We start from the raw sequence: 20,290 nt of genomic DNA on the forward strand, positions 1-20,290 counted from the left end.
GGATCCGGCGGGCCGGAGCCGTTTCCGGGGGCGTCCACAGGGCTCCGGCGCCGCTCCCGCTACCGTGGCCCGATGGATCCGCGCCTGCTCGACCGCCTCGCCGCCGACGCCTGGCCCGCGCTCGTGCGGCGCCCCCTCGGCGCGTGGGAGCTGCGCGCCTCCGCAGGAGTCACCAAGCGCGCGAACTCGGTGCTCGCGTCCGGCGACGTCGTCGACCAGGAGGCGGCGCTCGACGCGGCGGAGGCGTTCGCCCGCGAGCACGGGTTCGCGCCCCTCGTGCAGATCGGGCCGCCGAGCCCCGCCGGTCTGACCGGGCTGCTCGCCGAGCGGGGCGCCGCGCCGATCGACCGGACGCTCGTGCTGACGGGTTCGGTGCAGGAGGCGCTCGCCGCCCTGTCCACGACGTCGGGGTCCGCGCCGTCGAGGCCAGTGCCGCCGAGGCCCGCGCCGCAGCCTCGCGTCCGCCTCGCCCCGGCTCCCGACGAGGACTGGCTCGCCCTCTGGTGGTCGGTGGACGGTCGCGGTGGCGCGGAGGAGCGTGCGGTCGCCGAGCGCATCCTCGCGGGTTGCCCCTCCTCCTACGCTCTCGCCGTCGACGGGGACGGCCCGGCCGCGACCGGCCGCCTCGCGCTCGTCACGGCGCCGGACGGCGAGCTCTGGGGCGGCCTCTTCGCCCTGGCGACCCGGCCGGACGCCCGGCGCCGCGGGTTCGCCTCCGCCGTGATCCGCGCCCTCCTCGAGGACGCGTCCGGCCGGGGCGTCGCGCGCTTCTGGCTCCAGGTGCTCGCCGAGAGCGCTGGCGCCCGCCGCCTCTACGCGTCCCTCGGCTGTTGTGAGTCGTCCTGGTACGAGTACTGGCGCTGACCCGCTCTCGGAGGAGGAGCGGGGTGCCCGGTTCAGGCGTTCGCGAGCACGGCGCGGGCGACGGCCTCGGCCTTCGCCGCGTCGCCGGTGACGGTCACGCGCCACCACACGTCGTCGGCCAGCGCGTCGATCTCGCAGACGCCCGCCGCGCAGCCGGTCAGGGCCTTCTCGCCGAAGCCGTCGAGCGGCTCGAGCGGGATCGCCAGGCCCGAGGTCAGCGAGAGGTTCCGCCAGCCGTCGTCGCCGTTCGGGAGCGCGTCGACCGTCACGCCCGAGTAGGCGGCGCTGGAGGCGTCGCTCCAGCTGCAGGAGGCGTATCCGGCCCGGGCGGCGGCAGCGGCCGACGCGGTGGTCGGCGTCCCGGTCCCCGTCCCCGCGGTCGCCTGCGCGAGACCGGCGGCACCGGACAGCTGCTCGGCCGTCAGGACCTCGGTGCAGACGGGCGCCGTCGCGGTGACCGGCTCGTCGAGGGTGCCGAGCGCGGCGGAGGCGGTGCCGGTCGCCAGCGCGGCGAGGTCGACGGCCGCGGGGGCGCCGCGCAGCTGCAGCGTCACCCAGGTGGCGCCGGCGAGCAGGTCCAGGTCGCAGCTGCCGTCGGTGCAGGAGCCGTAGGCCTCGACGGCGGTCTCGAGGCGCGGGCCCGGACGGCCGGCGAAGGCCTCGGCGGCGTCGTCGACCGCGGCCGCGGTGATCGAGGCGTCCTCGTCGTACCAGGCGCAGCGGAGCACTCCGCCGTTCTCCTCCGCGGCCTCGCGGATCAGCTCGCCCGAGGAGCGCGTCGTCACCTCGCGGCTGCCCTCGAGAGCGCTGCGGGAGACCCCCAGCGCCGAGGCCGCCCGCGTGGCGGGGAGGAGGGAGTCGCAGCCCAGGCGGGTCGAGGCCGTGGGCGTGGGCGAGGGCGTCGGAGTCGCGGAGGGAGTCGGAGCGACGGTCTCGGACGCCGACGGGGTGGCCGCGACGTCCGAGCGCTCGGCCGACGTGCAGCCCGTCAGCAAGACGAGAACGGCGAGCGCGGCGCCGACCGTCGCCAGGCGCGGGAGGCGGGCCCTCACGCGGCCAGCTCGCGCTCGATCGCGGCCGTGAACGCGTCGATATCGTCCTCCGTCGTGTCGAAGGAGCAGACCCAGCGAACCTCGCCGGTCGCCGGGTTCCAGTCGTAGAAGCGGTAGGCGGCGCGGAGCCGGTCCGCGACTCCGGGCGGCAGCGTCGCGAAGACCGCGTTGGCCTGGGTCTGCTGCGTGAACTCGAGCCCGGTGATCCGTCCGGCGGCGATCGCCTCCTCGAGCCCCGAGCGCAGGCGCGCCGCCATGGCGTTCGCGTGCCGGGCCGAGCGGAGCCACAGGGGCTCCTCCTCGCCGCCGTCGCCGAGCAGGGCGAGCAGCTGCGCCGAGATGAAGCGCATCTTGGAGGACAGCTGCATGTTGGTCTTGCGGAGGAAGGTCAGCCCGGTCGAGGCCGCCGGGTCGAGCACGACGATCGCCTCGCCGAGCAGGATGCCGTTCTTGGTGCCGCCGAACGAGAGCACGTCGACGCCCGCGTCGGTCGTGAAGGAGCGCAGGGGCAGGCCGAGGGCGGCCGCGGCGTTCGCGATGCGCGCCCCGTCCATGTGCAGCCGCATGCCGAGGCCGTGCGCGTGGTCGGCGAGCGCGCGCACCTCCTCGGGGGTGTAGACGGTGCCGAGCTCGGAGGACTGGGTGATCGAGACCACGAGCGGCTGGGCGCGGTGCTCGTCGCCGAAGCCCCACGCCTCCTGGTCGACCAGCGCCGGGGTCAGCTTGCCGTCGGGCGTGGGGACCGTGAGGATCTTGATCCCGCCGACCTTCTCCGGCGCTCCGCCCTCGTCGGAGGTGATGTGCGCGGTGCCCGCCGAGACGACGGCGCCCCACCGCGGCAGCATCGACTGCAGGCCGGTGACGTTGGCGCCCGTGCCGTTGAAGACGGGGAAGGCCTGGGCCTGCTCGCCGAACTCGCGGCGGAACGCCTCCTGCAGGCGCTCGGTGTAGACGTCCTCGCCGTAGGCGATCTGGTGCGCTCCGTTGGCCGCGGCGATCGCGGCGAGGACCTCGTCGTGCACTCCGGAGTAGTTGTCGGAGGCGAAGCCGCGGACGTCGGGATCGTGCAGAGCGCTCATCCCTCCATCTTCGCAGCCCGCCGCCCGGAGGAGCCCCGGAGGCGCCCTCCGAGACACCCCTCCTGCCTCCCGCATGTTTCGGGCAGGTGAAAGGACGACGACCCGAAAGCCGATCTCCGTCAAGAAGTTGGTATCGGCTGGGAGGCAGGCCACTCTTGACGTATGCGCATGGACACGACGGGAGCTGTCCGCGACATGCCCGCCCCTCCCGGGGTGGACGAGATCGCGGCTCGCTTCGGCGATCCCGTCCTCGCGTTCGCGCCCCAGCCGAGGCTGGAGGAGTTCGCCGCGGCGCAGACGATGGCGCTCGGCCGCTTCGTCGAGATCTCGCTCTCGTACTCGTTCTACAAGAACCCGCGCAACCGCGCCGACCCCGTCAACCACGTCCCGCTGACCCCCGAGCAGAAGCGCGCGATCGAGCGCGCCGAGAACGACCACCTGCCGCCGTGGATGGTCGACCAGGTGACGCGGATGCGGTACCCGGTGCTCTGGGAGGCGGTCCGCACCTCCGTGCCGATCCCCGCCGAGCGCAGCCGGCCCCTGGAGTCCCGCCTCGCGGCCCACATGGGCGACGTGCTCCGCAACACCTTCCCGGGCCGCGTGCGCAGCCGCCGCGGCGGGATGCCGGTGGTCGCCGCCGCCCTCCGCGACGAGGACGTCGTGCGGGGCGTCCCGGTGATCGTGGACGGGGAGGCGCTGCGCGGCTACCGCGTGGACACCGATCCGGACGTGGTCGCGATCGGCGCCCGCGTCGACGGCCGCTACATGACGGTCGTGCTCGACCGGAAGATCGTGCCGGAGATCCGGATGGAGTTCGTCCGCCGCACCCCGCCGCGCCCGGCCTCGAGCCAGCCCCGGCGCTGACCGCCCCGGCGTCGAGCACCTCCGACCTGTCCGCCCCGCTGCCGACCGCCCGGCCCACCGCTCAGGGGCGCCCCGGCACCGCGATCCCGTGCTCGTAGGCGAACACGACCGCCTGGATCCGGTCGCGCACGCCGAGCTTCATCAGGATCTTCGAGACGTGCGTCTTCACGGTCGCCTCGCCCACGAACAGCTCGGCCGCGATCTCGGCGTTCGACCAGCCCCGCGCCAGGTGCACGAGCACCTCCCGCTCGCGGTCCGTCAGATCGGCCACTCCGGGGTGGTCGGCGGCGGTCGGCGTGCGCTCGGGCACGGACGCGAACCGCTCGATCACGCGCCGGGTGACGTCGGGGGCGAGCATCGCGTCGCCGCGGGCGACCACCTGCACGGCCTCGACCAGCTCCTCCGGCGACGCGTTCTTGAGCAGGAACCCGCTGGCGCCGGCCGAGAGCGCCTCGAAGAGGTAGTCGTCGCGGTCGAAGGTGGTGAGGATGAGCACCCGCGAGCACAGGCGCGGGTCGGCCACGATCTCGCGGGTCGCGGCCAGGCCGTCGAGCCCGGGCATCTGCACGTCCATGCAGATCACGTCGGGGCGCAGCTCGGAGGCGCGCTGCAGGGCCTCGAGCCCGGTGCGGGCCTCGCCGACCACCTCGATCCCCGGCTCCGACTCGAGGATGATGCGGAAGCCCACGCGGACGAGCTCCTGGTCGTCGACGAGCAGCACGCGCACGTGCTCGGTCATGGGCGGCCCCCGCTCGCTCGCTCCTGACGCCCCCGCGACGTCTCCGACGACGGTACCGGGTCGTCGGCGTCCGGCACGCTCGCCCGGACGGGGGACAGCGGCACCCGGGCGTGCACGAGGTAGCCTCCGCCCCTCGGCCCCATCTCGATCCAGCCGCCGACCGCGGCCGCGCGCTCGCTCATGCCGGTGTGCCCCAGTCCGCAGGAGGCGGGAGCGCTCGGGTGCGGGCCGGACCCGCCGTCGTCGGCGATCTCGAGCTCGACCGCGTCGGGGGCGTAGCGGAGGCGCACCTCGGCGTGCGCGCCGCGCCCCGCGTGCTTGCGGACGTTCGTGAGCGACTCCTGCGCGATGCGGTAGAGGCTGAGCCCCACCGTCGCGGGGATCTCGCGGGGCGTGCCGAGGGTGAGGAAGACGGTGGGCAGGCCCGACCCGCTGGACGCCGCGACCAGCTCCTCGAGCTGGGCCACCCCGCGGGTGGACGCGGCGTCGGTGAGCGGATTCGGGACCGCGTCCTCGGCGCGCAGCGCGACCAGGATGCGGTGCAGCTCCTCGATCGCCGAGCGCGCGTCGCCCTCGATGGCGCTGAGCGATGCCGCCGCCCGCTCCGGATCCCGCGCCAGCACCCGCCGCGCCGCTCCCGCCTGCACGCCCATCACGCTGACGTGGTGCGCGACCACGTCGTGCAGCTCGCGCGCGATCCGCAGCCGCTCGGAGGACACGGCCTGCCGCGAGGAGCGCTCCCGCTCGTCGTCGAGCTCGGCCGTGCGCGTCTCGAGCGCCTCCAGCCGGCGGGCCGACTGCCACGACGCCTCGCCGAAGACGTAGGCGCTGCCGAAGTAGAGCAGGTTCGACACGACCGCGAGGGCCGACTCCGCCGCGTAGGGCGAGAGCAGGCCGGGGGAGTCGTCGACCGGCACGGAGCTGCCGAAGTACTCGCCCGTGGCGAGGGTGGTGAGCAGCCAGCCCAGCATCCCGACCGCGATCGCCACTCGGACGACGAGCGCCGTGCGCCGGTTCCGGCCCCACGCGCCGACCGTGTAGAGCGCGAGGAACAGGCAGATCTGGCCGAAGAGCGACTCCGGCACCTGGAGCACGATCCCGAGCGCGTAGACGACGGAGAGCCCGGCCGCCACGCTCGCGGGGAACCGGCGGCGCAGCGCGAGGGGAAGGGTCATCAGGACGGCCCAGTGGGCGCTGACGACGGGGTGCGCCGCGTCCGGGAAGCCCGCCGAGGAGTACAGCGCGACGGAGACGATCGTCGCCACCAGCAGGATCCCCGCGGTGACCGCATCGCGCACGTATCCGGCCCGGCTCGGCGCTCGCCGGATCCAGCCCGCGTCGAGCGGGTCCGCGGCTCCGTCACCTGAGGGCATGCGCCCCACGCTAACCGACGCCGGTCGGACGGGGCCCCGGGAGGCGGAGGAGCGCACCCCGCCACCTCCCGGGCGCGACGTCAGTCCCGGCCGGTGATGCCCCGGGTCGAGGCGATGACGTCGCCCATCTTCTTCCCGAGGGCCTCGTAGAACATCGACAGCGGGAACTCGTCGTCCAGCACCGCGTCGGTGAGCCCGCGCGGGGCGCCGAGCAGCACCTCGTCCGGGAGCCCGCGGGACCAGGCGGAGGCGGGGTGCGGAGTGAGAGTGGCCGCGATCAGCTCGTGCGCGGCCAGCCAGTGCGCCGTCTTCGGCCGGTCGATCGATCGCCAGTAGAGCTCGTCGATCGCGTCCGAGAGGGCGACGACCACGTCGGCGACGCCGTCCCACTCGAACGCCAGCCGGGTGTCGGTCCAGTGCAGGACGCCGTGCTGGTGCAGCCAGGCGAAGAGCAGCTGGCCGCCGAGGCCGTCGTAGTTGCGCACCCGCGACCCGGTGAGCGGGAAGCGGAAGAGCCGGTCGAACAGGATCGCGTACTGCACGAAGCGCGAGCGCTCGGCCAGCGCCTCCTCCTCGTCGTCGCGGCGGTCGAGCGCGCCGAGGCGGCGCTCGATGGCGACGGCCTCGCGGAAGGCGGTGAGGTCGCACCGCAGCTCCTCCAGCGAGTAGAGGAAGAAGGGCATCCGCTGCTTGATCATGAACGGGTCGAACGGCAGGTCGCCGCGCATGTGGGTGCGGTCGTGGATGAGGTCCCACATCACGAAGGACTCCTCCGCCAGGCGCTGGTCGGCCACCAGGCGCTGCGCGTCCTCCGGGAGCTCGAGACGGGTGATCCGGGCCGCCTCCGTGACGACGCGGCGGAACCGGGCCGCCTCGCGGTCGGCGAAGATCGCGCCCCAGGTGAAGGACGGGACGGAGCGCATCGCGACCGTCTCGGGGAACAGCACAGCGCTGTCGGTGTCGTAGCCGGCGGTGAAGTCGACGAAGCGCACGGGCACGAAGAGGGCGTTGGAGTAGTCCCCGGCCTCCAGCTCGGCGACGAACCGCGGCCAGACGACCTCGACGAGGACGGCCTCGACGTGGCGGTCGCGGCTGCCGTTCTGGGTGTACATGGGGAAGACGACGAGGTGGCGGCGGCCGTCGACGCGCTCGAGCTGCGGCTGGAACGCGGTGAGCGAGTCGAGGAAGTCGGGCAGGCCGAGTCCGCCGGCGCTCCAGCGCTCGAGGTCGACGACCAGCGCGTCGAGGTACGCGGCGTCGTGCGGGAACGCGGGGGCGAGGGTGCGGACGCCGGCGACGATCCGCTCGACGAGGGTGCGCGCCTCCTCGAGCCGCTCGGGATCGGCGAGCGAGCCGTCCTGGGACTGGAGCGGCTGCAGCCCGGCGGCAGCCGCCTTCAGGTCGAGCCAGGCGGCGGACTCCTCCACGCGGTCCTCGACGACCTCGGGTTCTCCGACGACGGTGCTCTGCACGGCTTGCGACATGGTGATCCTCCTCACGCTGGTGATACGGGGCTGCAGGAGCGGAACGCGCTCCGACTCCGAGCGTATGGGCTCGTGCGCGCGCTTTTCTTGCGTCTCAGCGGAGCGAAGCGGCGATCTCGCGGGGGCGGGCGCACGTCTCCGCCGCCCCTCGGAGGCCCCGCGGTCAGCGGCTGCCCAGGTGTTGTGCAGGTGCCACCCCCCGTCCGGGGCTAGATTCCTCACCGCTTCCGTTTCCCTCCCCTGATCGGGTCGAAAATGGGGCGACACCGTGTCCGCATCCCGAGTGCGGAGACATCCGATCGGACAGGCGCGCCGAACACCCTGGCGGCGCGCTCGATCGGCGAGCCATCCTGAGAGAGAGGATCGGAGCGCGTGACGGGACCCGAACCCGGAAGCGACCAGAGAACAGCCAGCATCGACCACCACCCCGAGAACCTCCGCCTGCTCCCCTGGCCGCAGGCGGACGCCTCCGTCCTGCGCGACACCCTCGCGCACGCGGGCGGCGGACTCGAGAGCGAGAGCGAGATCCTCGTGCGCCACGACCGCTACCTGCGCGGTTGGGCGGACGGCGACGCGTTCTTCTACGTGGTCGAGCTGGACGGACTCTCCGTCGGCTCCATCGGCTATTGGTACGGCTGCTCGCGCGGCGTCGTCGCCTACGAGGCGGCGTGGAGCATCGCTCCGCACGCCCGCGGCATCACCGCGGCCTCCGTGCGGATGCTGCTCGAGGAGGCGGCGGCGTTCCCCGTGCCCCGCTTCGTGCACGCCTTCGTGGCGGAGAGCGACCTGGACGCGGGCGCGACCTGCGTCGAGGCCGGCTTCGACCGGATCGACCTCGTCGAGCAGGGCGAACCGCCGGAGCTCTACGTGGACTGGGCGTTCGACCTGGCCGCCGTGGCCTGATCAGATCCCGTGGCGCTCCAGCCACGGCCGCAGCACCGCGAGGAACTCCTCGGGGTGCTCGAGGCCGGGCAGGTGCGCCGCGTCCTCGAGCACGTGCAGCTCGGCACCGCCCACCTCGGCGGCGAGGTGCTCGCAGACCGGCAGCGACTCGGAGAGGTCGTGCGCGCCCGCCACGACGAGGGTCGGCACGGCGATCTCCCCGAGCCGCTCGCCCGCCGGCCCGGAGGGATCGATCGGGCGGGGGGCCTCCGCCTCGTGGCCGACGCCCGTGAGCGCGAGCTCCCGGACCCGCGCGAGGAACTCCGGAGCCACGTCGTCCGCGGAGCGGTCGGGACCCACGGCCCAGAGCTCCGCCTCGACGATCGCCGCGGCCTCCCGCTCGCCCGCGAGCTCCAGCGCCTCGACCTCCCCGAAGCGCCGCTCCTCCTCCGCCGTCAGCGCGGGGTAGTCGAAGCCCGCCAGGCCCGGCGCGATCACGACCAGGCCGGTCACCCGCTCCGGATGCTCGAGCGCCAGGTCGAGCGCGAGCGTCCCGCCCCGCGAGCAGCCGACGACCACCGCGCGCTCGACCCCGAGGTGGTCGAGCACGTCCAGGGCGTCCCGGCGCGGGTCGTACTCCACGTCCTCCGTGCTCGTTCCGCCCGCGCCGCGGACGTCGTAGCGGACCACCAGCCGGTCGCGCGAGAGGTCGGGGACGAGCGGGTCCCACATCCGCAGGTCGGCGATGCCCGCGTGCACGAGCAGCAGGGCGGGCGCGGAGGCGTGGCCGTCCGCCTCCCAGTAGAGGCTCGCGCCGGGGACCTCGAGATGCGGCATGCCGCACACCGTAGGCGCGTCCCGCCGGCGCTGCAACGCCCGGCCACTGCCTAGGGTGGAGGCGCGACAGCGGACGGGCCGCGGCGGGGAGGCGGCGGCGTGGAGGGCGTGCTCACCGGCTTCTCGATCATCGGGGTCGTCATCGCGGTCGGCTACCTGATCGCGCGGTTCCGGATCGTCCCGCCCGAGAGCCGGCTGATCCTGTCGCGGATCGCCTTCTTCGTCACGACGCCGGCGCTGCTGTTCACCGTGCTGTCGCGGGCCGACGTCTCCGTCCTCTTCTCCTCGTTCCTGCTCGTCTCGCTCCTGACGGTGCTGACCGTCGCCCTGCTCTACGTGCTGGCCTCGCGGCTGCTCTTCCCCCGCCCGCTGCCGGAGACGGTGATCGGGACCGCGGCCTCCTCCTACGTCAACGCCAACAACATCGGGCTGCCGGTCGCCATCTACGTGCTGGGCGATCCGCAGTGGGTGGCCCCGACGCTCCTCCTGCAGCTGATCGTCCTCGCGCCGACGATCCTGACGCTGCTCGACGTCTCGACGAGCGGGCGGACCTCGGTCGGCGCGATCCTCACGCAGCCGCTGCGGAATCCGATGATCATCGCCTCCGCCCTCGGCCTCGTCGTCGCCCTCACCGGCGTCGAGCTGCCCGCGCCCGTGCTGCAGCCGTTCTCGATCATCGGCAACGCGTCGATCCCGCTGGTGCTGATCGCCTTCGGGATGTCGCTGCGCGGGCAGCGGCCGCTGGAGGCGGGGCCGGCGCGGGTCGAGGTGGTCGTCGCCTCCGTGCTCAAGTCGCTGGTGATGCCGGCGGTCGCGCTGCTGCTGGGGCGCTTCGCGTTCCACCTCGACTCCGAGCACCTCTTCGTGGTGACGGTGACCGCCGCGCTGCCGACCGCGCAGAACATCTTCACCTTCGCCTCGCGCTACGACCGGGGCGTCGCCGTCGCCCGCGACACGGCCCTCGTGACCACGGTCGCCGCGGTGCCCGTGCTCATCGGGGTGTCCCTCCTGCTGGGCTGAGCGGAGCAGCATCCCCGGCTCCCGCTCGGGCCCGGCGGAGGCGCCGGACGGCCCGCGCATCCGCGTCGCGTGTCCCTCGTCCTGGGACGGGGCCGGTGGCGCGGGCCCGGTCGCACTCCGCCGACCGTCGCTTAGGCTCTCTCGAATGAGCACCACCACGTCCGCCGACCGCTCCGCCCGCGGCAGGCCGCGCCGCCGTCGCGGCCTCTGGATCACGCTGATCGTCCTCCTGGTCCTGCTGATCGGCGCCGTCGTCGCGGTGCTCCTCGGCGTGCGCACCTACGACAAGGCGATGACCGTCCGCGACAAGCTGACCGAGGCGATCCCGCTGGTGTCGCAGGTGACGGACAGGCTGACGACGTTCGACACCTCCGGGGCGGAGGAGACCGCGGGCCGGATCGCGACCCTCACCGGCGAGGCGCGCGACGAGACCGAGGACCCGGTGTGGCGGGTGATGGAGGTGGTGCCCGTCCTCGGGCCGAACCTGTCCGCGGTCCGCGCCGCGACCGAGATCGCCGACGACGTCTCCGGCCGGATCGTCACGCCGCTCTCCACGACCTCGCTCGACATCCTCAAGCCCGTCGACGGCAGGGTCGACCTCGCGGCGATCACCGAGCTGTCGCAGAAGATCACCGTCGCCAAGGAGGTCGTCGACGCGGCGCAGACCCGCGTCGAGGGCATCGACCGCGGCCCGCTGGTGCCGCAGGTCGCCTCGGCCCTCGACTCCTTCACTCCGCAGCTGGCCACCGCGACCGCGGCGATGGAGCAGGTCGAGCCGCTCACCGCGATCCTCCCCGACTCCCTCGGAGCGTCCGGTCCGCGCCACTACCTGGTGATGTTCCAGAACCTGGCGGAGTCGCAGGCTCTGGGCGGCGGCGCGTCGTCGGTGATGCAGCTCGACGTCGACGGCGGCGCGATCTCGATCGGCCGTCAGCTGGGCAGCGGCGACTTCCGCGGTCTGGCGCCCGTCACCGTCGACCAGAGCGCGCTCGACACCATCGGCGAGAACATGGCGACGACCTTCAACGTCTCGACCAGCCGCCCCGACTTCCCGACGGCCGCCTCGATCGCCTCGCAGTTCTGGGCGCAGAAGTTCCCCGAGCAGAGGATCGACGGCGTCCTCGCGATCGACCCCGTCGCCCTCTCCTACCTCCTCGGCTCGACCGGGCCCGTGACCCTCACCGACGGCACGGTCCTCACGAGCGAGAACACCGTCTCGACCCTGCTCAACGAGGTCTACTTCCGCTACCCGGAGTCGGTCGTGGCCGAGCGCACCGACGAGTTCTTCTCGGAGGCGAGCGCGACGGTCCTGGGCAAGATCCTCGGCGGGGAGATGGAGCCGACGAAGATGCTCCCGGCGATCGTGAAGGCGGTCGACGAGAGCCGCATCCTCGCCTACAGCTCCGACGCCGACGAGCAGGCGCTCCTCGCGCCCACGCCGATCGCGGGGGTCCTGCCGCAGACGACGACCGACGGCACGACCACCGGAGTGTTCTTCCAGGACGCCTCGGGCGGCTCGAAGATGGACTACTACCTGAGCACGGCGGTCACGCAGTCGAGCGCGGGCCGGTGCGCCGCCTCCGGCGCGGTCTTCACCACCTCCGTCACCGTGACCAACACGATCTCGAAGGCGGTCGCTCGGACGCTGCCCGGCTACGTCGCCGCGGCCGGCGGGCGCGGTGCGTACCCCCTGGGCGACTTCGTCACCAACATCTACGTCTACGGCCCTCCCGGGACCACGGTGTCGAGCGCGGCCTGGGCCGACGGCACGGGGTACGGACCCGAGAGCCTCGACGACCTCGGCCGTCCCGTCTCGAAGGTCGCGGTGCAGCTCTCGCCCGGCCAGTCCGAGACGTTCGACGTGCAGTTCAGCGCCGGCGACGCCTCCGGCTTCGGCGACCAGACCGTGCGGGTGACCCCGATGATCAACCCCACCGCGGTGACGCTGAACGACGAGCCCGCCTGCGGCTGACCTCGCCTTCGCGCGCCTCCGGGTCGGTGCTGGACCAGCGCCGAGCACGCCGACCGCTGGCGCGCCACCGGGTCGGTGTTGGACCAGCGCCGACCGCGCCGACCGCTGACGCGCCCCCCGGGTCGGTGCTAGACCAGCGCCGACCCGGGGATCGAGCTCGTCACGAGCGAGGAGGCGAGGAACGCGGTGGCGATGCAGAGCACGAACCCGATGACCGGCACGAGGAACGCGCGGCGGCCCACGAGGTAGCGCACGACCGTCACGGCCACGGCGATCAGTGTCAGCGCGGGCGGCCCGATCAGCGCGATCGAGACGCCCCAGTCGATCCGGTCGAAGTCGCAGGCGAAGTTCTGACCCTCGCACTGCGCGGGGAAGACCGAGAGGATCGCGGCGAGGTAGCCGAGCACGATCGTGAGCAGGCCGAGGGCGAGGCAGCCGAGGATCGAGAGCACGAGGTCCCAGCGGCGCCGGCGCGGCTTCCCGGCGGCGATGATCTCGCCCACCGAGCGGTAGGCGTCGGACCGGAACTCGTCGTGCGCGGCTGCGGGACGGGCGGTCGCAGGGCGGGCGGTCGCAGGGCGTGCCGTCGCGGGTCGGGAGGCGGGGCGGGAGGCACCGGCCGAGGCGGCCTGGGCCCGCGCGCGCTTCTTCTTCGACGAGGCCATGCTCAGAAGATCATCGGGCGGTCGTCGTCGAGGGTCGTCTCCAGGTCGAGATCGACCACCACCGGGACGTGGTCGCTCGGGGCGTCGCCCTTGCGCTCGTCGCGGTGGATCGAGGCGCCGGTGACGAGCTCGCCGAACGCGGGGGAGCCGAGCACGAAGTCGATCCGCAGCCCCTCGTTGCGCGGGAAGCGGAGCTGCTTGTAGTCCCAGTAGGTGTAGCCCTCGGGCACGAGGGGGCGGACGACGTCGCGCAGGCCCGCGTCCTCGAAGGCGGCGAAGGCGGCGCGCTCGGGGATCGAGACGTGCGTGGATCCGGGGCCGAGGCTCGGATCGCCCACGTCGCTGTCGAGCGGCGCGACGTTCCAGTCGCCGACCAGGGCGAGCGGCAGGTCGGGCTCGGCGGCCAGCCACTCGCGGGTGCTCGCCTCGAGGGCCGCGAGCCACTCGAGCTTGTAGAGGTAGTGCGGGTCGTCGACCGCGCGGCCGTTCGGAACGTAGAGGCTCCAGACGCGCACGCCGTCGACCGTCGCGCCGATCGCGCGGGCCTCGAGCGGGTAGGAGCCGTCGGCCGCCGCCTCCTTCGCGAAGCCGGGCATGCCCGGGAAGCCGACCTGCACGTCCTCCATCGGCAGGCGCGAGGCGATGCCGACGCCGTTCCACTGGCTGAGCCCGACCATCTCGACGTGGTAGCCGGCCTCGGCGAAGGCCTCGTGCGGGAACTGCTCGGGCTTGCACTTGAGCTCCTGCATGGCGAGGACGTCCACGTCCTCGCGCACGAGCCAGTCGACGACGCGGCCGGTGCGGGCCCGGATGGAGTTCACGTTCCAGGTGGCGATGCGCATCCTGGAAGTGTAGGAGCCGCCGCCGACACGTCTCCTGCGCGTCCTCCGCGCGTCCCGGCGGCCGCGGGCCGGGGGAGTCATCCCCTCGGCGGATTGCGGAACCGGTGTCGGTGGTCGATGGTTGTCTAGCGCCGTCCCGACCGGCCGTTCGTGCCGTCCGGACGCCGCCGCCGCCCGCGCCGTGCGGGCCCGACGGGCTCCCCGGCGCTCCGCGCTCCCCAGCCCGGTCCCCTCCCCTCCCGCTCCTGCTCCGCCCCTCCGGAGGACCCATGATCCTGCTCCGCCTCGCCTCCGCCTACGCGAAGCCCTACGCGCGGTGGGTGGCCGCCGTCGTCGTGCTGCAGCTCGTCGCGACGCTCGCCGCGCTCTACCTGCCGAGCCTCAACGCCGAGATCATCGACCAGGGCATCGGCCGCGGCGACACCGACTTCATCTGGGGCACCGGCATGACCATGCTCGGCGTCTGCGTCGTGCAGGTCGCCGCGGCGATCGGAGCCGTCTACTTCGGCGCCCGCACCGCCATGTCCGTCGGCCGCGACCTGCGCCGCGACGTCTACCGCCGCGTCGACTCGCTCAGCGGGCTCGAGGTCGGCGGCTTCGGCACGGCCACCCTGATCACCCGCGGCACGAACGACGTGCAGCAGGTGCAGATGCTCGTGCTGATGACCCTCAACTTCATGGTCTCCGCGCCGATCATGTGCGTCGGCGGCATCGTCTTCGCCCTGCGCGAGGACGCCGGCCTCTCCTGGCTGGTCTGGGTGTCGGTGCCGCTGCTGTTCGTCGTGGTCGGCTTCCTGGTGTTCCTGCTGCTGCCGCTGTTCCGCCTCATGCAGGACCGGATCGACGGGATCAACAGCGTGCTGCGCGAGCAGATCACGGGCATCCGCGTGGTGCGCGCCTTCGTGCGCGAGCCGTTCGAGTCCGAGCGGTACCGCAAGGCCAACGCGGCGATCACCGAGGTGTCGATCAAGGTCGGCAACATCTTCGTGCTGATGTTCCCCGCGATCATGATGATCCTGCACCTGGCCACCGCGGCCGTGCTGTGGTTCGGCGGGCAGCGGGTCGACGCAGGTCAGATGCAGGTGGGCTCGCTCACCGCGTTCCTGCAGTACCTCCTCCAGATCCTCACCGCCGTGATGATGGGCGTCTTCATGGTGATGATGATCCCGCGCGCGGTCGTCTGCGCCGAGCGGATCCAGCAGGTGCTCGACGCCCGCACCAGCCTCACCACGCCCCAGGGCGGAGTCCCGACGCCCGCGCGCGGCCGCGTCGAGTTCTCCGGGGTCGTCTTCGGCTACCCGGGCGCCGAGCGCCCCGTGCTCTCGGGCATCGACATCGTCGCGGAGCCGGGCCGCACCACGGCCGTCGTCGGCTCCACCGGCGCCGGCAAGACGACCCTGCTCGGCCTCGTGCCGCGCTTGTTCGACCCGCAGGAGGGCAGCGTCACGATCGACGGCGTGCCCGTCTCCTCCCTCGACCGGGCGCAGCTCGCCGAGGTGATCGGGCTCGTGCCCCAGCGCCCCTACCTCTTCTCGGGGACGATCGCCTCGAACCTGCGCTTCGGCCGCCCCGACGCGACGGACGCCGAGCTGTGGGAGGCGCTGCGCATCGCCCAGGGCGAGGACTTCGTGCGGAGCAAGGAGCACGGGCTCGACGAGCCGGTCTCGCAGGGCGGCACCAACGTCTCCGGCGGGCAGCGCCAGCGGCTCTGCATCGCGCGCGCCCTCGTCGCGAAGCCGCGGGTCTACCTGTTCGACGACTCGTTCTCGGCGCTCGACGTCGCGACCGATGCGCGGCTGCGGGAGTCGCTGGCCGACGCCACCACCGACGCGACCGTGATCATCGTGGCCCAGCGGGTGTCGACCATCCGCCACGCCGACCAGATCGTCGTGCTCGACGCGGGCCGCGTCGTCGGCCGCGGCACGCACGACGAGCTCCTCGAGACGAACGCGACCTACCGCGAGATCGTCGAATCCCAGCTGAGCGTCGAAGGAGTGTCCTGAGATGGCGCGCACACGCGACACCACCGCCCCCGAGGAGACGACGTCCCCCGAGCCCGAGTTCGAGCCCGGCGAGGGTGACGGCGGCATGTTCGGGGACGGGCCGCCCGCCCGCAAGGCGCAGAACTTCTGGCCCTCGGCCAAGCGCCTCTTCTCGCTGCTCGGCCCCGAGCGCGCTCGGATGGTCCTCGTGGTCGCCCTGGTCTCGCTGTCGGTCGTCCTCACCGTCATCGCGCCCAAGATCCTCGGGCAGGCGATGGACACGATCTTCAACGGCGTGATCGGCTCGCAGCTGCCCGCCGGCGTCCCGCTCGAGCAGATCATCGAGCAGCAGCGCGCCTCGGGCAACGGCACCTTCGCCGACATGCTGGCCAAGACCGACATCGTGCCCGGCGCGGGCATCGACTTCGTGGTCCTCGGCCGCCTGATCATCATCGTGCTGCTGATGTACGTCGTCGCGTCGGTGCTCATGTGGGCACAGGGCTACATCCTCAACGGCCTCGTGATGCGGGTGGTCTTCGACCTCCGCCAGGACATCGAGGCGAAGCTCAACCGCCTCCCGCTGCGCTTCTTCGACACCCGGCAGCGCGGCGACGTGATGTCGCGCGTCACGAACGACGTCGACAACATCCAGACGGCGCTGCAGCAGGCCTTCTCGCAGCTGGTGCAGTCGGTGCTCACCATCATCGGCATCGCCGCGATGATGTTCATCGTCTCGTGGCAGCTCGCGCTGATCGCGCTGATCTCGATCCCGCTCTCGGGCGTGATCGCAGGCGTGATCGGCGCCCGCTCCCAGAAGCTCTTCGCCGCCCAGTGGAAGAACACGGGCGCGCTCAACGGCCACATCGAGGAGACCTTCTCCGGGCTCGAGATCGTCCGCGCCTTCGGCCGCGACCGCGAGATGCTCGAGGAGTTCGACCGCCGCAACGACAGCCTCTACACCGCCTCGTTCGGCGCCCAGTTCGTCTCGGGCATGATCATGCCCGCGATGACCTTCGTCTCCTACCTCTCCTACGTGCTCATCGCCGTGGTCGGCGGCCTGCGGGTCGCCTCCGGTCAGCTGACGCTCGGCGACGCGACCGCGTTCATCCAGTACTCGCGCGAGTTCACCCAGCCGGTGACCCAGCTGGCGAGCATGGCGAACATGCTGCAGTCCGGCGTCGCCTCGGCCGAGCGCACGTTCGAGCTGCTCGACGCCGAGGAGCAGGAGCCGGAGACGGCGACCGCGTCGCTCCCGCAGCGCACCGACGGCCACGTGGAGTTCGAGGGCGTCTCGTTCTCGTACGACCCGGAGCAGCCGCTGATCGAGGACCTGACCTTCTCCGCGCAGCCCGGGCAGACGGTCGCCATCGTCGGTCCGACCGGGGCGGGGAAGACCACGCTGGTCAACCTGGTCATGCGCTTCTACGAGCTCACCGGAGGGCGCATCCTGCTCGACGGCGTCGACATCACGAGCCTCGCGCGCGGCGATCTGCGCTCGCGCGTGGGCATGGTGCTGCAGGACGCGTGGCTCTTCCAGGGCACCATCCGCGAGAACATCCGCTACGGGCGCCTGGACGCGACCGACGAGGAGATCGTCGACGCGGCGAAGGCCACCATGGTCGACCGCTTCGTGCGCCAGCTGCCCGACGGCTACGACACGGTGCTGGACGCCGACGGCGGCAGCGTCTCGGCGGGCGAGCGGCAGCTGATCACGATCGCGCGCGCGTTCCTCGCGAACCCGTCGCTGCTGATCCTCGACGAGGCCACCTCCTCGGTCGACACCCGCACGGAGCTGCTCGTGCAGCACGCGATGAACGCGCTGCGCACCGACCGGACCTCGTTCGTCATCGCGCACCGGCTCTCCACGATCCGCGACGCCGACACCATCCTGGTGATGGAGTCGGGCCGGATCGTCGAGCAGGGCGCGCACGAGGCGCTCCTGAAGCAGCGCGGCGCCTACTACGAGCTCTACATGACGCAGTTCCGCGGAGGAGGCGACGAGGCGGGCGAGCACGCCGCAGCGGGCGCGCTCCCGAGCGGGGGAGGGGTCGCCCCGTAGAGTAGGCGCGTGACCGACGCACGCCAGCAGCTCATCGAGTACATCGGCTCCGACGCCGTCTTCCACGGGGACTTCACCCTCACGAGCGGCAAGAAGGCGTCGTACTACGTCGACCTGCGCCGCGTGAGCCTCGACCACCGGGTCGCGCCGCTGATCGGGCAGGTCATGCTCGACCTCATCGCGCCGCTCGAGCGCGTCGACGCCGTCGGCGGCCTCACCATGGGAGCCGACCCGATCGCCGCCGCGATCCTCCATCAGGGCGCCGCCCGCGGTCTCGCCTACGACGCGTTCGTCGTGCGCAAGGAGCCCAAGGACCACGGCCGCGGCCGGCAGGTCGAGGGCCCCGACCTCGAGGGCAAGCGCGTCGTCGTCGTCGAGGACACGTCCACCACCGGCGGCTCGCCGCTGAAGGCGATCGAGGCCCTGCTGAAGGTCGGCGCCGAGATCGCAGGAGTCGCCGTCGTCGTCGACCGCGCGACCGGTGCCCGCGAGATCATCGAGGACGCCGGCTACCCGTACTTCGCCGCGATCGGTCTGGCCGACCTCGGCCTGAGCTGATGGTCGACGAGGGGGGACGCGGCGGGGGCCCGGGAGGCGGCGAGCACCCGGAGCCGGAGCGCCGCGGGTCCGAGGGCCGCGAGCCGGAGCCTGCCGGATCGGAGGCCTCCGAGCCGGAGCGTGCCGAGCCGGAGCGTGCCGAGCCGGAGCGTGCCGAGCCGGAGCGACCCGAGCCGGAGCGTCCCGTCGGCAGCAGCGAGTGGCTGCTCCAGCAGCTCAGCGGCGGCCGCCTGAAGAGCATCTTCGACTCGCCCCGCCCCGTCCCTCCCGTGGAGGAGTCGCGCGCGGAGCGGACGTCCGGTCCTGCTGAGTCCGCAGCCGACGAGGCCCACGCGTCAGCGGAGGAGCGGAGGGTTGCGAGCGAGTCGGCCTCCTCCGCCGACGCGGCCGGACCGTCGTCGAGCGACAGCGACTCCGACGCGGCGCCGCGCCGTGCCCCTGCCGCTCCGGTCGGCCTGTGGCCGGGGGAGCCCGTGCTGAGCGCGACGCCCGCCGCCGAGGAGGCCGGCGGCGACCTCCCGAAACCCGCGGACGACTCCGCTCGGGTGGAGGAGCAGGACGCCGACGCCGATCGCGGAACGGTCGTGGAGCCGGAGCGCTCCTCCGACCGCGACGGCGTCTCCGCCGAGGGACGGAGCTCTCCGGGCGACGACACGGGAGTCTCCGACACGGGAGCCCGCGCCATGGGAGTGCACGAGACGGGTGCCCGCGAGACGGGTGTCCGCGAGGCGGGTGCCGGTGGGACGACTGCCCGCGACACGAGTGCCTCCGACGCGGACGTGTCCGACGAGGACGCCTTCGACGCGTTCTTCGCCCCCCTCCGCGACGACGACGCCGACGGCTCCGGCTCCGACGCCTCCACCGATGCCGGCCGCACCGAGGTGCACCGCCGCGGGGCGGACTCCGTGCGCCCGGTCCTGCCGCACACCGACCCTCCCGCCGACCTGCCGACCGCCCCCGCCGGACTGCGCAGCGCCCACCGGCCGGACGACGAGCCCGATGCCGGATCCTCGACCGACGTCGACCCGGCGGACCGCTCCGGCGCCCTCTACCCCGCTGACGGACGCCCGGTCGGCGCGACCCCGCCGACTCCGCGCGAGCCGACTCCGCCCGCCGTCTACGAGTGGCCCGACCCGCGCGGGGACTGGGACCAGCCGCCCGTGTGGGAGCAGGTCGTCGCTCCGCAGGACGAGCCCGACGAGGACGGCGGCGACGAGGAGCTGTGGCGCGAGACCGCCGGCGCCTACTCGTGGAACCTCGAGCCGGCCGCCGAGCCCGCCGACCGCGCCGAGCCCGCGCCCTTCCGCACCGCTCCCGCGGCCGCCCACGTCAACGCCGCTCCGCCGCGGAAGCGCCGCTCCGCCCGGTCCCGACCCGAGAGCCGCGAACGCGACTCGGCGACCGCCGCAGCGCCCGCGTGGCGCACGCTCAGCCGACGCCGGCTCCTGATCGGCCTGATCGCGGCGGGTGCGGTGATCCTCCTCGCCGGGCTCTTCGCGATCGGCATCGCCGTCGGGAGCGCCGGCGGCCGAGCAGAGCCGCAGGCCGTCCCGGTCGTCAGCGAGACGCCCACGGCGGAGCCGACCCCCTCGCCCACGCCGACCGCGACCCTCCCGACCGTCGGACCGCTGCCCGTCGGCACCTGGGCCTGGAGCGCGCTCCTCGGCGGCGAGTGCGTCGAGCCCTTCGACTCCGTCTGGGCGGAGGAGTTCACCGTCGTGGACTGCGCGGGGGCCCACTCCGCCCAGCTCGTCGCCACCGCGGAGCTGACCGACGCGGCGTTCCCCGGCCAGGACGCCCTGGCCGTCACCGTCTCCTCGCTCTGCCAGGCGCAGGGCGTCGTGGACGTCGCCGCGGCCGAGACCTACGGCGACGTGCAGGTCGCCGGTGCGTTCCCCGTCACCCAGGAGCAGTGGGACGCGGGCGAGCGCAGCTACTACTGCTTCATCGACCGGGCGGGCGGCGGCGAGCTGACCGGCTCCCTCGCCGGCACCCCCGCGGCCTGACGCGCGCCGTCC

The 20,290-nt window shown here is 73.3% G+C and carries 17 protein-coding genes; 9 read left to right on the top strand and 8 right to left on the bottom strand.

Annotated features, from left to right (window positions below):
* Positions 1-72 precede the first annotated feature (72 nt).
* Positions 73-864, top strand: coding sequence for an N-acetyltransferase (locus C5C57_RS04410; RefSeq protein WP_104297338.1), 792 nt, complete (start codon positions 73-75; stop codon positions 862-864).
* Positions 865-896: 32 nt separating this feature from the next.
* On the opposite strand, the gene C5C57_RS18000 is transcribed toward C5C57_RS04410, so the two are convergent.
* Complete coding sequence (locus C5C57_RS18000; protein ID WP_104297339.1) at positions 897-1,916, bottom strand: hypothetical protein; 1,020 nt, start codon at positions 1,914-1,916, stop codon at positions 897-899.
* Positions 1,913-2,995 (bottom strand): low specificity L-threonine aldolase, encoded by a 1,083-nt coding sequence (locus C5C57_RS04420; RefSeq protein WP_104222816.1) that lies wholly within the window; start codon positions 2,993-2,995, stop codon positions 1,913-1,915. Before C5C57_RS04420 ends, C5C57_RS18000 begins: the two co-directional genes overlap by 4 nt.
* Before the next feature lie 168 nt (positions 2,996-3,163).
* Between C5C57_RS04420 and C5C57_RS04425 the strand changes: the two genes are divergently transcribed.
* A complete protein-coding gene (locus tag C5C57_RS04425; RefSeq protein ID WP_104239200.1) occupies positions 3,164-3,859 on the top strand; it encodes a hypothetical protein in 696 nt (231 codons plus the stop codon).
* A gap of 61 nt (positions 3,860-3,920) precedes the next feature.
* On the opposite strand, the gene C5C57_RS04430 is transcribed toward C5C57_RS04425, so the two are convergent.
* The 3 genes from C5C57_RS04430 to C5C57_RS04440 form a co-directional block, all read right to left on the bottom strand.
* Positions 3,921-4,598, bottom strand: a complete 678-nt coding sequence (locus C5C57_RS04430; protein ID WP_104247976.1) for a response regulator transcription factor — start codon at positions 4,596-4,598, stop codon at positions 3,921-3,923.
* Positions 4,595-5,971, bottom strand: a complete 1,377-nt coding sequence (locus C5C57_RS04435; protein ID WP_104260958.1) for a sensor histidine kinase — start codon at positions 5,969-5,971, stop codon at positions 4,595-4,597. The genes C5C57_RS04430 and C5C57_RS04435 overlap by 4 nt, the downstream gene beginning before the upstream one ends.
* An 80-nt stretch (positions 5,972-6,051) precedes the next feature.
* Positions 6,052-7,455, bottom strand: a complete 1,404-nt coding sequence (locus tag C5C57_RS04440; RefSeq protein ID WP_104297340.1) for a DUF6421 family protein — start codon at positions 7,453-7,455, stop codon at positions 6,052-6,054.
* A gap of 372 nt (positions 7,456-7,827) precedes the next feature.
* Between C5C57_RS04440 and C5C57_RS04445 the strand changes: the two genes are divergently transcribed.
* A complete protein-coding gene (locus tag C5C57_RS04445; RefSeq protein ID WP_104222811.1) occupies positions 7,828-8,358 on the top strand; it encodes a hypothetical protein in 531 nt (176 codons plus the stop codon).
* Here the strand turns inward: C5C57_RS04445 and C5C57_RS04450 are convergent, their stop codons facing one another.
* Positions 8,359-9,174, bottom strand: coding sequence for an alpha/beta fold hydrolase (locus C5C57_RS04450; RefSeq protein WP_104273543.1), 816 nt, complete (start codon positions 9,172-9,174; stop codon positions 8,359-8,361). It abuts the gene before it with no gap.
* A 99-nt stretch (positions 9,175-9,273) separates the two neighbouring features.
* Between C5C57_RS04450 and C5C57_RS04455 the strand changes: the two genes are divergently transcribed.
* Both C5C57_RS04455 and C5C57_RS04460 read left to right on the top strand, forming a co-directional pair.
* Complete coding sequence (locus C5C57_RS04455; RefSeq protein WP_104222809.1) at positions 9,274-10,194, top strand: AEC family transporter; 921 nt, start codon at positions 9,274-9,276, stop codon at positions 10,192-10,194.
* A gap of 145 nt (positions 10,195-10,339) precedes the next feature.
* Positions 10,340-12,166 (top strand): DUF4012 domain-containing protein, encoded by a 1,827-nt coding sequence (locus C5C57_RS04460; RefSeq protein WP_104222808.1) that lies wholly within the window; start codon positions 10,340-10,342, stop codon positions 12,164-12,166.
* A gap of 128 nt (positions 12,167-12,294) precedes the next feature.
* Here the strand turns inward: C5C57_RS04460 and C5C57_RS04465 are convergent, their stop codons facing one another.
* Positions 12,295-12,831, bottom strand: coding sequence for a hypothetical protein (locus C5C57_RS04465; protein ID WP_104260953.1), 537 nt, complete (start codon positions 12,829-12,831; stop codon positions 12,295-12,297).
* Between the two features lie 2 nt (positions 12,832-12,833).
* Positions 12,834-13,673 (bottom strand): exodeoxyribonuclease III, encoded by an 840-nt coding sequence (locus C5C57_RS04470; protein ID WP_104297341.1) that lies wholly within the window; start codon positions 13,671-13,673, stop codon positions 12,834-12,836.
* Between the two features lie 269 nt (positions 13,674-13,942).
* Here C5C57_RS04470 and C5C57_RS04475 point away from each other — a divergent pair, with 269 nt between their 5' ends.
* Genes C5C57_RS04475 through C5C57_RS04490 form a run of 4 tightly spaced genes read left to right on the top strand, consistent with a single transcriptional unit; the run spans position 13,943 to position 20,278 of the window.
* Positions 13,943-15,676: an ABC transporter ATP-binding protein gene (locus tag C5C57_RS04475; RefSeq protein ID WP_104297342.1), complete on the top strand. Its 1,734-nt coding sequence runs from the start codon at positions 13,943-13,945 to the stop codon at positions 15,674-15,676.
* A gap of 1 nt (position 15,677) precedes the next feature.
* Entirely contained in the window at positions 15,678-17,714 is a 2,037-nt protein-coding gene (locus C5C57_RS04480) for an ABC transporter ATP-binding protein (protein ID WP_104273943.1), read from the top strand.
* Between the two features lie 9 nt (positions 17,715-17,723).
* Complete coding sequence (gene pyrE / locus C5C57_RS04485; protein WP_104225724.1) at positions 17,724-18,272, top strand: orotate phosphoribosyltransferase; 549 nt, start codon at positions 17,724-17,726, stop codon at positions 18,270-18,272.
* On the top strand, positions 18,272-20,278 hold the full coding sequence (locus tag C5C57_RS04490) for a septum formation family protein (protein WP_104297343.1): 2,007 nt from the start codon (positions 18,272-18,274) through the stop codon (positions 20,276-20,278). Before pyrE ends, C5C57_RS04490 begins: the two co-directional genes overlap by 1 nt.
* Positions 20,279-20,290: the final 12 nt, after the last annotated feature.

The sequence above is a fragment of the Rathayibacter sp. AY1C5 genome (genome assembly GCF_002931705.1).
GTDB lineage: Bacteria > Actinomycetota > Actinomycetes > Actinomycetales > Microbacteriaceae > Rathayibacter.